Origin of the sequence: Pseudomonas reactans, from assembly GCF_013385825.1 — a bacterium.
GTDB classification, from domain to species: Bacteria; Pseudomonadota; Gammaproteobacteria; order Pseudomonadales; family Pseudomonadaceae; genus Aquipseudomonas; species Aquipseudomonas reactans.
In genome coordinates this window covers 154,809-168,076 of the sequence record NZ_JACAPG010000011.1, presented here as the reverse complement: position 1 = coordinate 168,076, position 13,268 = coordinate 154,809, and the positions used below count along the sequence as shown (strand labels likewise).

Below are 13,268 nucleotides of genomic sequence, written 5' to 3'. Positions count from 1 at the left end.
CAGGGATGCCGGTTTAGCCGCCGTAAGGGCCAGCCCTTTCATGGTCTTTAAAAAACCGGCGATATCTGGCTGATACCATCCCATTAAGGACGAACACTGCAACTGTGGCGAGCGGGCTTGTCCCGCGTTGGGTTGCGAAGCGACCCTAGAAGGATGAATGCGGCGAGTCAGGCACTCTTCGGCCGCTGGTCCTGGGGCTGCTTCGCAGCCCAACGCGGGACAAGCCCGCTCGCCACAGGGTACTTATCACCATCTCTACCTAAAGACCTTGAAAGGGCTGGCCGTAAGGGCGGAACCCATATCAGCCGTTACCCAAATAACGGATATGTACTCGGTCCACCCCAACATCCACGTCGGCTGTCAGGTCCGCCCCACCGACCCCGACACCGGAAGATCCCCCAACAACCTGAGCCCGGTGCTCTTCACAAACGTCTCATAATCCATCGGTTTTTGAATGCGCGTCTCGGCATTGGGCAGCACATACGCCCAGGCACGTTTGCTGGAGGCGTCGTACACCAGCTTGAACAAGCGCGTCGGCACCCAGACCTTGTTCTCCCCGATGGTGCCGTAGCCAGCATCAAACAGTGGGCCGGTGAACACGTACACATCGCCGCCAGCACGCTTGGCGAACTTGCGCACGTCGGCCTCGACCTTGCTCCAGATCTTGCGGTTGTTGGTAGGGTCCTGGGGCACCATGTTCGACAGCGCGAACGACTGCGCCATGGCGTTGGCATTCGGGGCGTCGGCGGCTGGGGATTGGTGGCCACGGTCCACGGCGGGATGCTGGGCGCGGTAGTCGCTCAACTCTGCACGGCCACCTTTGGGAATGCGCGGATCGGCGTAGAACTGGTTGGTGCGCTCCTCGCCCTTGGCGTCTTTCAGGAGTGCGGCATTCAGCCGTTCTACCACCACCAGGGGCGTCTTGCTGGTTTGCGAATAGAGCACTGCAAAATGGTCGGAGCACAGGGCCAGGGGTTTCATCGCGGCCGGCACGGTGGCGGTCTTGATCGGTGCGGCGGGGAACAGGTCGGCGCAACTGTCGAAGCTGAGCTGTTTTTCCTGTTTGGAATAGAGGTCCGGCAAGCTTCGGGCGTTGGCCCCAGAGGAAAGCAAAACAAGGGCGGTCAGCCCAACGGCAATTTTGCGTAGGTACATGCATTAAATCTTCGAAAGGAAGTGAAGCGGCTGGCTCCGCCGAGCGGAGCCAAGTGGATGATATTGCGAGGATTATTGACTAACGAATGTCAGATTAGTGCCCGACGACTGTAGGTTTTCCCACATCCCGCGCACCCGGCTTGAAGCCATGGGCACTGGCTCCCCAGGCGATCACCAGCGAGACGCCGATCAACACCAGCATGGCCCACGGAAACGACGCCACGCCCCAGGTGTCCAGCAACACCCCGCCGACCACACCGCTGCCGGCAATCGCGCTGTTCCATGCCACCACATTCAGCGACAGCGCGACGTCAGCGCCATCCCCCGCCGCATCGGCCAGGGCGGTTTGCAGCAAGGTCGCGGCGCCGCCGAAACTCAGGCCCCACACCGCTACGCCGACGTAGATCACCTCAGGTACATTCCCCAGGAAGCCGAACACCAGGCTTATCGCCGCAAAGGTCGCCAGGCTCACCAGCACGGTCTGGCGCAGCAGCGGCTCGACCAACTTGGCCGTGAGCCAGATCCCCGCCAGCGCGGCCACCCCGAACACCAACAGCACCAGGTCAACCCGCTCCGCCAAGCCAGCCGGCGCCACGAAAGGCGCGATGTAGGTGTAGAGAATGTTGTGCGCCAGCATCCAACTAATCACCACCGCCAACACCGGCCGCACGCCCGGCGTGGTCAACACCTTGCCCAAGGACAGGCGCTGATGCGCAGGTTGAGGCGCGTAGTCCGGGACTTTCACCAGCACCCACGCAATCAGCACCAGGCTCACCGCCGACATCAGGCCAAAGGTCGTGCGCCAGCCCACCAGCCCACCCAGCCACGTACCCAACGGCACACCCAACGACAACGCAATCGGCGTTCCCACCATCGCCAGTGCCTTCCCCTGTTGATGCGGCGCTACCATGCGCCGGGCGTAACCGGCCAGCAGGCTCCAGGCCAACCCGGCCGCCACACCGGCAAAGAACCGCGCCACCAGGGTCACGCCGTAGTGAGACGACAACGCGGTGATCGAGTTGAACAGCAGAAAGCCGACGATGGTCAGCAGCAACACATTACGTCGCCGCCAGCCACGGGTGGCGATGGTCATGGGGATCACTGCCAGCACCGAACCCAAGGCATAGGCGGTGACCATCTGCCCGGCCATCGACGGCGAAATCGCCAAGCCCTCGCTGATCAACGGTAACAGGCCCGCCGGTAGCGTTTCGGTGACGATGCAGATGAAGCCGGTCATGGCCAGGGCAAGCAAAGCACCGATGGGCAAACGGTCGGATGACACCGGTAATGTAAGTGAGGGGGTCACGGGAAACTCCTTGAGCGGGACTTAGATACTGATCGATATAAATGTTGCAGGCGCACACATCACATTGTCAATGACTTATGTATCGACTAGTATTTATCTCGCTATCCACCGGAGACCAGACATGGCACAGATGGGCCGCCCCCGCACTTTCGACCGCGAACACGCCGTAGACCAGGCGCTGCACCTGTTCTGGCAACACGGCTACGACGCCACCTCCCTCGCCCAGCTCAAGGCCGGCCTGGGTGGCGGCATCTCCGCACCGAGTTTTTACGCGGCCTTCGGCTCCAAAGAGGCGCTGTTCGACGAATGCGTGCAGCGCTACCTGGCGACCTACGCCCAAGTCACCGAGTGCCTGTGGGACGAAAGCCTGTTACCGCGTCAGGCAGTTGAAACGGCGCTGCGCCAGTCGGCACGCATGCAGTGCGAAGACGGCCACCCCAAGGGCTGCATGGTGGCGCTGGGGGTGATGAGCGCGCCGAGCCCGGAGAATGCGCGGGTGGCAGATGGGTTGACGCAGTCGCGGCGGCGCACAAGCGCGGGGCTTATGGCGTGTGTGGAGCGGGCGATGCGCCTGGGTCAGTTGCCACAAACGCTCAACCCAGACGTGATGGCGACGGTGTTTGACAGCTTTCTGCAGGGCATTTCGATCCTGGCGCGGGACAATGTGCCCCATGCAACTATCGACGCAGCGATCAGCCAACTGCTGTTGACCTGGGATATCGCCGCCTCTACGGCGCCGCCCATTCGTCCCGACACTGCATCAGGAAATCCACAAACGCCCGCACCCGATGCGGCACATAGCGCCCATGGGGATACAACAAGGTAAACGGCCGCGAGCGCCCGCCAAACGGTTGCAACACCTCCACCAGGCTGCCGTTGGCCAACTCCTGCTCGACAATGAACTTGTAGGTCTGGAACAACCCCGCGCCATGCTTGGCCAGGGTCACACCGCCGAGTACATCGTCGGAGCAGCTGTACCCCGCCTCCCCCGCATATTCCTGCGCCTTGCCGTCCACCTGGAATAACCATGAGATGCGCCGGCCATTGCTCGGCAATTCATACTGGATGCATTCATGGGCAGGCAAATCTTCCAACGTCTGCGGGATGCCTGCGCGCTTCAGGTAGGAAGGAGATGCCACTACCACCAGTTCGCCATCTTCCAGCAGGCGGGCAATCAGCGACGAATCCGGCTGGGCGCGCACGCGTATGGCCAGGTCGTACCCTTCGGCGACAAAGTCGATATTGCGGTTGCTGATGTGGATATCCACCGTGACTTGCGGGTACAGCGCGCGAAACCTGGGCAGCAGCGGCAACAAGCGGTGATGGGCGTAGGTGGTAGGAATGCTGATGCGCAGCAGGCCCGACGGCACGGCCTGTGCGCCCATCACTTCCTGTTGGGCTTCCACCAGTTGGGTCAGGGCTTGGCGGCATTGCTCGAAGAACGTTCGGCCGCTGTCGGTGAGACGAATGCTGCGGGTGGTGCGCACAAACAGGCGTGAACCCAGGCGTTCTTCCAGGCGCGAGATGCTGCGGCTCACGGCCGCCGGGGTGACACCCGCCACCTGCGCGGCGGCGGTGAAGCTGCTGGCTTCGGCGGCAAGGCAAAACAACTCGATACTGCCTAGCTGCAAATCTTCGAAATGGCGCTTCATAGGGGGATACCGGGGATTTCGCTCAAGGCTGCCACGCTAGCGTCACCGGCCCTGAGCACGCAAGCGCTAGCGTAAAACCGGCACCGGCTCGGCAATGGTCAGCAGCACCAGGAAACTGGCAAAGGAGCCGATCGCCATGAACAGGAACACCTGGGACCAGCCGTAACTGTCGAGCAGCAACCCCACCAGAAACGGCGCCGCCGCGCCACCCAACTGCCCGCCCATGTTGACGATGGAACTGGCAATCGGAAAGGTCTTCTTGGTGGCCAGGCCCATCGGGTAAACCATGTAGGACGAGTAACCGATGCTGATCAAGGTGCCGGTGAGGAACAGCAGCGCGGCGTACAACGTCGGGTCATTCGGTGAGTTGATCAGCGCGTACATGGTGCCGACCGTGGCCAGCGCCGAGAGCATCATGCCGGGCTTGCGCCGCTTGCCCAGCACGCGGTCGGACAGGATACCGCCGAGCAGGTTACCGCAGATCGCCCCCACCCACGGCGCCGCCGAGACAAAGCCCATGTTCATGATCGAGAACTGTTTGACCGTCATCAGGTAGGTGGGAATCCACGACAACAGCACCATGGTGATGCCCACCTGGAAGCTGTAGCTCAGCGCACAGCCGACCACGTTCCAGGACCGAAACAACCCGCGACTGGTCGCGATAGGCTCCACCGGTTTGACGCGAATTAAAGCGTCCAGGCGCTTGAAGTGCCGTTGCGCGCCTTCGCTCTTCTGGGTGATGACGTTGTTGGTTTCATCGGTGATGTGCGCCAGCTCGCCGGCATTCACAAAGCGGCTTTGCGCCGGCTGGTTGGCCACCAGGAAGTACCACGCGATGGACAGCACAATGCCCGGCACGGCAAAGATGTAGAAGATCTCACGCCAGCCCCACATCGCCACGATCGCCACGCACAAGGGTGGCACGATCACCGGGCCGAACTTCACCGCCGCCAGAAAGATTCCGGTGGCGGTGCCCTTCTCTTTGGCCGGAAACCATTGGTTGATGGTCGACGCAATGCCAATCGGCAGCGGGCCTTCGGCAATCCCCAGGGCAAAACGATAGATCTTCAAGGCGAGCACCGAATTGACCGTGCCCATCAAGGCCGTGAACACCGAGGTGGCAATCATCGAAAAAGAGAAGATCTTGCGCACCCCGAAACGGCTGGAGGCAAAACCCGAGGGGATCTGCGCCAGTGCGTAGGCCAGCAGGAACACACTGAGCAACGCACCGGCTTCGGCGTTGGTCATCGGGTATTCCTCGCGGATAAACGGCAAGGCCACGCCCAGGTTGGCGCGGTCGGCCGAGGCCACGGTGTACACGAGAAAAAACAGCCCTGCGACGATCCAACGGAAACGCGACGGTTTTTCAGCGGGGGGGACCTGAGTACTCATACGGGATACCTGGTTTTATTATTGGAATGTGCCGTGTGTGTCGAATCCGGGGTGCAGGCTCCCGCTGAGGCCGGTTCAGCCACCTCAGGTCTGGCGTTTCTTTGGGTCCCTGTGAATGTCAGGCAGGAGTCATTGCCCGGTCTCGTGGCGCCGACTCTAACGCATATTGTTTTAGTTTTGTATTTTTTTATCGACGAACGGGCGACTCACTGCGCCGCGCCATGAAGCGCAGGTAGGCCATGCGGATATGGGTTTGCATGGCGCGCTGGGCCAACTCGCCATCGTTCTGCTCGATGGCATAGGTGATGTCCAGGTGCTGCTGCAGGCTGCGCTCCAGGTCGGCCGGGCGGTAGAGAAAAAACGAACGGGTGATCACCGGCATGTCGATCAAGGTCGCGAGCATCGACTTGAGCCGCTGCGAACGGGCGATCTCCAGTACCTGCGCGTGGAAGGCACGGTTGGCCTCCTGCACGCGCAGGGTCACATCGGGCCCCTTGCTGGCGATGGCATCCGCCATCAGCGCGTTGATACGGTGCAGTTCAGCCACGTCCTGCGGCGTCGCGCGTTGGGCGGCGAGCAGCGCGGCATGGGGTTCGAGCAACTCGCGCAAGCTGAACATTTCTTCCAGGTCCCACTGGGTCCAGCCGGCGACAAACACCCCACGGTTGGCCTCGATCACCGCCAGGCCGTCGTCCACCAGCTTCTTCAGCGACGCGCGCACCGGCGTGCGGCTCAGGCCGAATTCCTTGCCCAGCGGTTCTTCCTTGAGTTGCGTACCAGGCTCGTATTGGCCGGCAATGATGCGGTTTCTCAAGGTCTCGTAGATGAGATCGTTGGCCATGTCTGCCTTCTGTGTCGAGGTGGGTCAGGGCTCTGCCCCGGGGTGCCAGCAGCGGATTCTGAGGCTTGTCGCACGCCAATGACAGTGTACCGTCCGCGCACTTTGTACAAAAATCGTTTGCAATCACCAAAATTGTATTTTAATTGTATTGCAACCTGAATCCGGAGGCGACATGAAAATAACAATCGTAGGGCTCGGCGAAGTCGGCCGTTGCTATGCCCAGGCCTTGGCGTCTAATACCACCGTGGAGCTGCTGTTCTGCGAGCAACGCATCGCACCGGCGGCACAACGATTGGCGGACCAATTGGGGGTGCCGATCCACTCTCGCGTAGGTGACTGGCTGGCCGAATCGGACTGCGTACTGTCCTGTGTGGTGGGGACGCAGTCCCTGGAAGTGACCCGTGAATGCCTGGCGCACCTCAAGCCCGGCGCGCTGTTCGCCGACCTCACCACCGCCGCCCCCGAGCGCAAGCGCCTGGCTGGTGCAGAGGCCGCCCGGCAACGGATCGACTACGTAGACGTCGCGATCATGGGCGCCATCGCTTACCTGCGGGAAAAGACCCCACTGCTGTGCTCCGGCCCAAAGGCAGATGCATTTGTCGAACTGTTGCTCGCCGCAGGGGCTACCGCGCGCGCCCTGCCCGCCAGCCAACCCGGCGATGCAATCACGCTGAAAATCCTGCGCAGCGTCTTCACCAAAGGCATGGAAGCACTCGCGGTGGAAGTATTGCTGGCGGCCGAACGCCAACAACTGCGCCCCGCCCTCTATGAAGTGCTCAAGGACATCGACCAGGCACCTCTGCCCGCCTTCCTGGAAATGCTCGTGTCCACCCACGTGGTGCACGCCACACGGCGCTTGCATGAAGTCGAAGAAGCCGAGCGCCAACTGGCCTCGCTCGGCATTGCCAGCAGCGTACTCAGTGGCGTGCGCCAGCGCTTCAGCCACAGCAGCGAAGGCCTGGCGCTGGAACCGATCACCGAAGAAAAACCGAGCCTAGCCCAAGCATTGGATTGGCTCGGCCGTCATACCCCAGCCGCTTGAACAACCCTTATAAAAACGGAACGCCACCATGCCTGTAACCCAAGACCAACTCGACACCCTCAAACAACTGGGCACCGCCACCATCCACGAAGCCCAGGGCCAGAAAGGCGCCCTGGACAGCGGCCTGCGCCCGGTCGACCCGAGCCTGCGCCTGGCGGGCCCGGCCTTGACCGTCGATTGCCGCCCCGACGACAACCTGGCCATCCACTACGCCCTGACCAAAGCCAAACCCGGCGATGTGCTGGTGGTGGACGCCAAAGGCTTCATGGAAGCTGGCCCCTGGGGCGACCTGCTGACCCTGGCCTCACAGAAGCTCGGGATTGTCGGCCTGGTCATGAACGGCGCGGTGCGCGACGCCAACGCCATCATCGAGATGGCCTTCCCGACCTTTTCCCGCGGCCTGAGCATCAAGGGCACCAACAAATGCCAACCGGGCAAAGTCAACGTGCCCATTGTGATAGGCGGCGTGAACATCAACCCGGGCGACATCATCGTCGGCGACCGCGATGGGCTGGTGGTGGTGGAGCAGGATCGCGTTGAAGAAGTGATCCGGTTGAGCCGTAGTCGGGAAGATAAGGAGGATGGGATTCGGGCGGGGCTGGAGGCTGGGAAAAGTACGGTTGACCTGCTGGGGTTGGCGCCGACGCTGGAGAAATTTGGGATGCGCTGATGCAAGCAGGGCAATTCCCTGACGACGTGTAGGATCTGCCTGATTCTCATGAAACGACTGGAGCCCGCGCCACTTTTTCGCTAGATTCCTTCTCAACGCATATGGGTAACCATGTGCCCACCTTCCGAGGCCCGTTGCGAGAAATCGCACGGGCTTTCGTGTTTCTCATGGATGGGGAAATCGATTTTGACTCAATACATTGCTTATCTGGATGAGTTTGGCCACGTGGGCCAATACGTTTCTCGAAAACATCCGATGTACAAAACCAGCCCTGTATTCGGCCTGGGCGGCATGCTGATTCCCGCCGAAGAAGTTCGCGAATTCGCGATCTACTTCTACAAGCTCAAGTGCCAGTTGCTCGCCTGGGATCTGAAACACAAAAACCCACAACATTTACCGGCGTACCATTGGGAAAAGAAGGGCTCTACGCTGTTTACTGTGGACAATGTAAGCAAATATAGAGAGCTGAGAAGGTCTTCATTTCGCCTCCTGAGTCATATCCGCAAAATTGGCGGACACATTTTCTATACCGGTGAGCACAAACCTACCGAACCCAGCGAACACAACTCGACCGAGACATTCAAGCGAGCGCTGCTCCAGTCCATCCGAAAAATTGATCGCTTTTGCACGTTAAACAATGCCTCGTTCATCGTCCTTCTGGATGAGCAGAAAGCCGGAAATGAATGGCGTGAACGAAACGTTGAAGCTTGTACCTTGGCGATGTTTGAAGACCCTTCGGAAAAATGCCGCACACTCATAGAGCCGCCACTTCAAGGTGAGAGCTATCTATTTCAAACCTTGCAATGCGCTGACTGGCTGTGTGGATTGATTGGCCGACTGACGACTTTTACCGTCGCGCCTGAAGAGTTCGAAGACTGGCAGCTCTTCGACATGTATTTCGCCGCGCGCATCGCAGACGTAGCCCTGCCCGGCAGCGGTCTGGTACAAAAGAAACGGGTTAAACTTGCCGAGCGACTCGCTCAGCTGTCAGCAAATGACTATTAATCATTGGGCACCCAAATGCCGCCTACGAATGTTGCGATCATCTGAAGACAGACCAACGCACCGTCGCGCAAGAATTGTAGTGGGATCCACCAAGGCAACACGATAGTTGCCGACCCGAAACGACTCACTGTGCGCCAACACCAACGGCAACTCCGTACACCCCAGAATCAACACCCTCGCCCCCTGCTCACACAAATGCTCCGCCGCCAGCAGCAATTGCTCGCGGCAGACGCCCTCGGTAAACCCAGCCTTGATACCCCGCTCGCCATAAATTGCTTCCATCACCAGCGCTTGGTAATCGAAACCGGGCGTGATCAGTTGAAACCCTGAACGCCGCGCCGCCTGGTGATAGACCTGGCTTTGCAGGGTGCCGGAAGTCGCCAGCAAACCGACCGCCTGGCCACTGCCGTAGGTGTGCACGATCCACTCCACCGTCTCGCTGAGCATGTTGACGATGGGCACGCGCAAGTGCGCCTGGATGCGTTCGACAAACGCATGGGCGGTGTTGCACGGGATCGCGATGGCTTGGGCGCCAGCGCTTTCCAGGCGTTTGCAGGTGGCGTACAGGGCCAGGGTGGGGTCGGTTTCGTCGCGCAACAGGTTGGCGGTGCGGTCGGGGATCTGTGGGTTCTGCTCCACCACCATCTTGATATGGTCCTGGTCCTTGCCCGCCGGTGTGTGGGCGACCACCTTGCCCATGAAGTCCACGGTGGCCGCAGGGCCGACGCCACCGACGATGCCCAGTTTGAATGGCGGCTGGCGCGTCGGGCCGTCGGCCTGGGTGGCGAACTCGGCATAGATCTGGTTGATGTCGAGCACGCTGATGCCGCGCCGTTGCAGGTCGCCGCACACCAGCGACAGTTCGGTCATGCCCGGCACGATCACCGTGGCGCCCTGCCCTTGCAATGACAGGCACGCCTGGTAGACCGACTCCAGCGGCACGCCGTCGAGGTGGCCGTCCTTGATGCCGTTGACGCCATACATCGCCTCCATCAACGCGACCTGAGCGTGGCCCTCCGGATACACCAGGTTGAAGTGCTGGCCGAGGTGCTTCTCAAACAATCCACAGTGGCGCACGAAGTCCGACGCGACCACGCCCAGGGTGGTGCCCGGTGTGACATTGCGCAGGATGTGCCGGACGAGTGCCTGCATCATGTCCAGCACAGGAATACCCAGCTCCTGCTGGATCTCCTCGCGAAAGGTCTGGCTGGCGAAACACGGCAGCAGTACCGCATCCACCCCGCTGCCTTCAAAGGTCTTGCACACCTGGAACACATAGAATTTGCGCGCAGTCATGCTCGCGTGGCGGTCCAGGGGCAACAACACATCCTTGAACGGGTGCTGCTCAAACAGGAAGTGATAACGACCCTGGTCCTCCAGCACGGCCTTGGATTTGACCAGTTTGTAGAACAGATCACCGCCCGCCAGCGAGCCGAGCCCGCCGACGATGCCCAATCGAGAAGTGGTGGTCATGTGCGCACCATTTGCGGCAGCTCGGCAAGTTCTTCCTCGGTTTCGGATTTCGCGACAACCGCCGTGGCGATACTGTTGCCCACCACGTTGGTGGCAGTGCGCGCCATGTCGAGGAACTGGTCAATACCGATGATCAGCAGTAGCCCGGCTTCGGGCAGGTTGAACATCGGCAATGTCGCCGCTACCACCACGACCGAAGCCCGCGCTACGCCGGCCATGCCTTTGCTGGTGATCATCAGCGTCAGAAGAATCAGCAGTTGCTGGGTGAAACTCAGGTCGATGTTGTAGGCCTGGGCGATAAACATGATCGCGAACGCCTGGTACATCATCGAGCCGTCAAGGTTGAAGGAGTAGCCCAGCGGCAACACGAAACTGGAGACGCGCTTGGGCGCGCCGAATTTCTCCAGGGCCTCCATGGTTTTCGGGTAGGCCGACTCGCTGCTGGCCGTGGAGAACGCCAGCAGGATCGGCTCGCGGATCAGCTTGCCGAGGGTGAACACCGAACGCCCGAGAAACAGGTAGCCGGCGGCGAACAGCAACACCCAGAGCAACGCAATCCCCAGATAAAACTCGGCGATCAACTTGGCGTAATCTGCCAGCAGGCCCAGGCCGTTGGTGGTGATCGCCGAGGCAATCGCGGCAAACACGCCGATCGGCGCGAAGGCCATCACGTAGTCGGTTATCTTGAACATCACCTTGGCCAGCTCATCCACGGTGTCGGTGATACGCGTGTAACCGGCGCGCTTGACGCCGGCCAGGGCGAAGCCGAAGAACAGCGAAAACACCACGATCTGCAGGATCTCGTTGTTGGCCATCGCCTCGGCAATGCTGCGCGGGAACACGTGACTGATAAAGGTCTTGAGACTGAAGTCCCCGGTGTTGACCGGCACCGCCGCCGTGGCGTGCTGCACCACCTGCATGTTCAACCCGGCGCCCGGCTGGAACAGGTTGACCAGCGCCATGCCGAGCATCAGCGAGACCAGCGACGCCGTGACAAACCAGAGCATCGCCCGCATCCCGATACGCCCCACCGAACGTGAACTGCCCATGCTGGCGATGCCGCCCACCAAGGTAGCGAACACCAGCGGTGCAATGATCATCTTGATCATGCGCAGGAAGATGTCGGTGACCATCGAAAAGTACCCGGCCAGCTCCTTGGCGGCCTGCTCACTGCCTGCATAGCGGTGACACGCCCAACCCACCAGCACGCCCAGGGCGATGCCGACTGCAATGCGACGGGGGAGTTTGTTCTTGTTCACAGGTGCGGCCCTCGGATGGCTTTTGTTGTATGCCGAGGATTCTAGGGACAGCCCCCAACCACCATGATGAGTAATCCGGCTAACCCCATGCGCTTTTGGAATAGTTTGCAAAAAGCCAAGCCCCGCCTGGGTGCGGCCGCTTACACTCAAGGTTCATAGCCTGGAGAACCGGCATGCAGATCAAATGGTTGGATGACCTCTTGGCCATCGCCGAGTGGAAGAACTTTTCCCGCGCCGCCGAAGTGCGCTGCGTGACTCAATCGGCCTTGTCGCGGCGCATTCGCTCACTGGAAGACTGGGTGGGTGTCGAGCTGGTCGACCGTGGCACCTACCCGGTGCAACTTACCGCCGCAGGCGTCGCCTTCTGCAGCGAAAGCCGCGACGCCCTGGCCGGCCTGATGCGCCTGCGCGCCAGCCTGCGCGAAGTGGAACGCATGCCGGGGCGCTCGATCCAGGTGACCGCCGGTCACAGCCTGTCGATGACCTTCCTGCCCAAGTGGCTGGCGCAATTCCAACGGCACACCGAACAGTTCAATGCGCGCGTAGTGGCGGCGAATATTCATGATGCGGTGATTGCACTGGAAGAAGGCAGCTGCGACTTGATGATCGTCTACCACCACCCGCTGGCGCCGATCCTGCTGGATGCGGAGCGCTTCGGCAGCCTGGCGTTGGGACATGACGCATTCATCCCGCTGTGCGCCCCGGACAAGCGCGGTCGACCGCTGTATCGCCTACCGGGAACTGCAGGGAAACCCGTCCCGCACCTGGCGTACACCGCCACCACGTTCCTGGGCCGGGTTGCGGAAATCGTGATCAAGAACGGCCCTGCTCCCGCTGTGCTGGAGCGCTGCTACGAAGCCGACATGGCCATGCTGCTGATGCGCATGGCTATCGAAGGTTATGGCGTAGCGTGGCTGCCGCAGAGCGCGGTGGTGGATGAGTTGGAACGTGGGCTGCTGGTGCGTGCAGGGGGAGAGGAATGGAGTACGCGGTTGGAGATTCGCTCGTATTGCGCGATTGAAAACCAGAACCCGACGATGAGGAAGTTGTGGCGCACGCTGGAAGGCTGGCGCGCAGACGTTTGATCCAGCGATCAACACCGGACCTTTTTTCGCATTGACATATCGGTAAATCTCGATATTCTCGTGCCATGGACCTACTCGAAATATTCAAAGCCCTCTCAAACCGGACTCGACTCGAAATCCTGAAAGGTTTGAAGGACCCCGAAAAGAACTTCCCCGCCCAGGATGAGGGGGACGTTCATACCGTGGGCGTCTGCGTCAGCAGTATTCAGGAAGGCGTCGGGCTGTCGCAATCGACCGTGTCTGATTACCTGGCAACGTTGCACCGCGCGGGCCTGATCGAAACCCGGCGCATCGGCCAGTGGACCTACTACAAGCGAAACGAAGCAACCATCCGTGCGCTTGCCGAGATCATCGGCAAGGACCTGTAATTTTTTACCCCAGGATATCG

Annotated in this window: 13 protein-coding genes; 6 read left to right on the top strand and 7 right to left on the bottom strand. The window is 60.7% G+C overall.

All coding sequences use genetic code 11. The features are described from left to right. Window positions 1–360: 360 nt before the first annotated feature. Both HX868_RS12160 and HX868_RS12155 read right to left on the bottom strand, forming a co-directional pair. Window positions 361–1,155, bottom strand: coding sequence for a DNA/RNA non-specific endonuclease (locus HX868_RS12160; protein ID WP_177003021.1), 795 nt, complete (start codon window positions 1,153–1,155; stop codon window positions 361–363). A gap of 94 nt (window positions 1,156–1,249) precedes the next feature. Continuing rightward, a complete protein-coding gene (locus HX868_RS12155; RefSeq protein WP_177003020.1) occupies window positions 1,250–2,461 on the bottom strand; it encodes an MFS transporter in 1,212 nt (403 codons plus the stop codon). A 121-nt stretch (window positions 2,462–2,582) separates the two neighbouring features. Here HX868_RS12155 and HX868_RS12150 point away from each other — a divergent pair, with 121 nt between their 5' ends. Then, window positions 2,583–3,287, top strand: a complete 705-nt coding sequence (locus HX868_RS12150; protein WP_177003019.1) for a TetR/AcrR family transcriptional regulator — start codon at window positions 2,583–2,585, stop codon at window positions 3,285–3,287. On the opposite strand, the gene HX868_RS12145 is transcribed toward HX868_RS12150, so the two are convergent. From HX868_RS12145 to HX868_RS12135, 3 genes are all read right to left on the bottom strand, one after another. Then, entirely contained in the window at window positions 3,190–4,113 is a 924-nt protein-coding gene (locus HX868_RS12145) for a LysR family transcriptional regulator (RefSeq protein WP_177003018.1), read from the bottom strand. The genes HX868_RS12150 and HX868_RS12145 overlap by 98 nt on opposite strands. Window positions 4,114–4,179: 66 nt before the next feature. Next, entirely contained in the window at window positions 4,180–5,505 is a 1,326-nt protein-coding gene (locus HX868_RS12140) for an MFS transporter (RefSeq protein ID WP_177003017.1), read from the bottom strand. Window positions 5,506–5,692: 187 nt separating this feature from the next. After that, the gene (locus HX868_RS12135; protein ID WP_038844318.1) at window positions 5,693–6,346 is read right to left on the bottom strand and encodes a GntR family transcriptional regulator; all 654 of its coding nucleotides are present in this window, start codon (window positions 6,344–6,346) and stop codon (window positions 5,693–5,695) included. Window positions 6,347–6,518: 172 nt separating this feature from the next. Here HX868_RS12135 and HX868_RS12130 point away from each other — a divergent pair, with 172 nt between their 5' ends. The 3 genes from HX868_RS12130 (at window position 6,519) to HX868_RS12120 (ending at window position 9,063) form a co-directional block, all read left to right on the top strand. Further along, window positions 6,519–7,388: an NAD(P)-dependent oxidoreductase gene (locus HX868_RS12130; protein WP_177003016.1), complete on the top strand. Its 870-nt coding sequence runs from the start codon at window positions 6,519–6,521 to the stop codon at window positions 7,386–7,388. A 28-nt stretch (window positions 7,389–7,416) separates the two neighbouring features. Next, on the top strand, window positions 7,417–8,058 hold the full coding sequence (locus HX868_RS12125) for a 4-carboxy-4-hydroxy-2-oxoadipate aldolase/oxaloacetate decarboxylase (RefSeq protein WP_177003015.1): 642 nt from the start codon (window positions 7,417–7,419) through the stop codon (window positions 8,056–8,058). 186 nt (window positions 8,059–8,244) lie between these two features. Next, window positions 8,245–9,063 (top strand): DUF3800 domain-containing protein, encoded by an 819-nt coding sequence (locus tag HX868_RS12120; RefSeq protein ID WP_246355521.1) that lies wholly within the window; start codon window positions 8,245–8,247, stop codon window positions 9,061–9,063. Here HX868_RS12120 and cuyB read toward each other — a convergent pair whose 3' ends face one another. Both cuyB and HX868_RS12110 read right to left on the bottom strand, forming a co-directional pair. Further along, window positions 9,064–10,536 carry a cysteate racemase gene (gene cuyB, locus HX868_RS12115; RefSeq protein WP_177003014.1) on the bottom strand — a complete coding sequence of 491 codons (1,473 nt, stop codon included), beginning with the start codon at window positions 10,534–10,536 and terminating at the stop codon, window positions 9,064–9,066. It lies immediately after the preceding gene. Next, window positions 10,533–11,795 carry a cation:dicarboxylate symporter family transporter gene (locus HX868_RS12110; protein WP_177003013.1) on the bottom strand — a complete coding sequence of 421 codons (1,263 nt, stop codon included), beginning with the start codon at window positions 11,793–11,795 and terminating at the stop codon, window positions 10,533–10,535. Before HX868_RS12110 ends, cuyB begins: the two co-directional genes overlap by 4 nt. Window positions 11,796–11,968: 173 nt before the next feature. Here HX868_RS12110 and HX868_RS12105 point away from each other — a divergent pair, with 173 nt between their 5' ends. Together HX868_RS12105 and HX868_RS12100 are read left to right on the top strand one after the other, a co-directional pair. Then, window positions 11,969–12,880 carry a LysR substrate-binding domain-containing protein gene (locus HX868_RS12105; protein WP_177003012.1) on the top strand — a complete coding sequence of 304 codons (912 nt, stop codon included), beginning with the start codon at window positions 11,969–11,971 and terminating at the stop codon, window positions 12,878–12,880. A gap of 65 nt (window positions 12,881–12,945) precedes the next feature. After that, a complete protein-coding gene (locus HX868_RS12100) occupies window positions 12,946–13,248 on the top strand; it encodes an ArsR/SmtB family transcription factor (RefSeq protein ID WP_016976414.1) in 303 nt (100 codons plus the stop codon). Window positions 13,249–13,268: the final 20 nt, after the last annotated feature.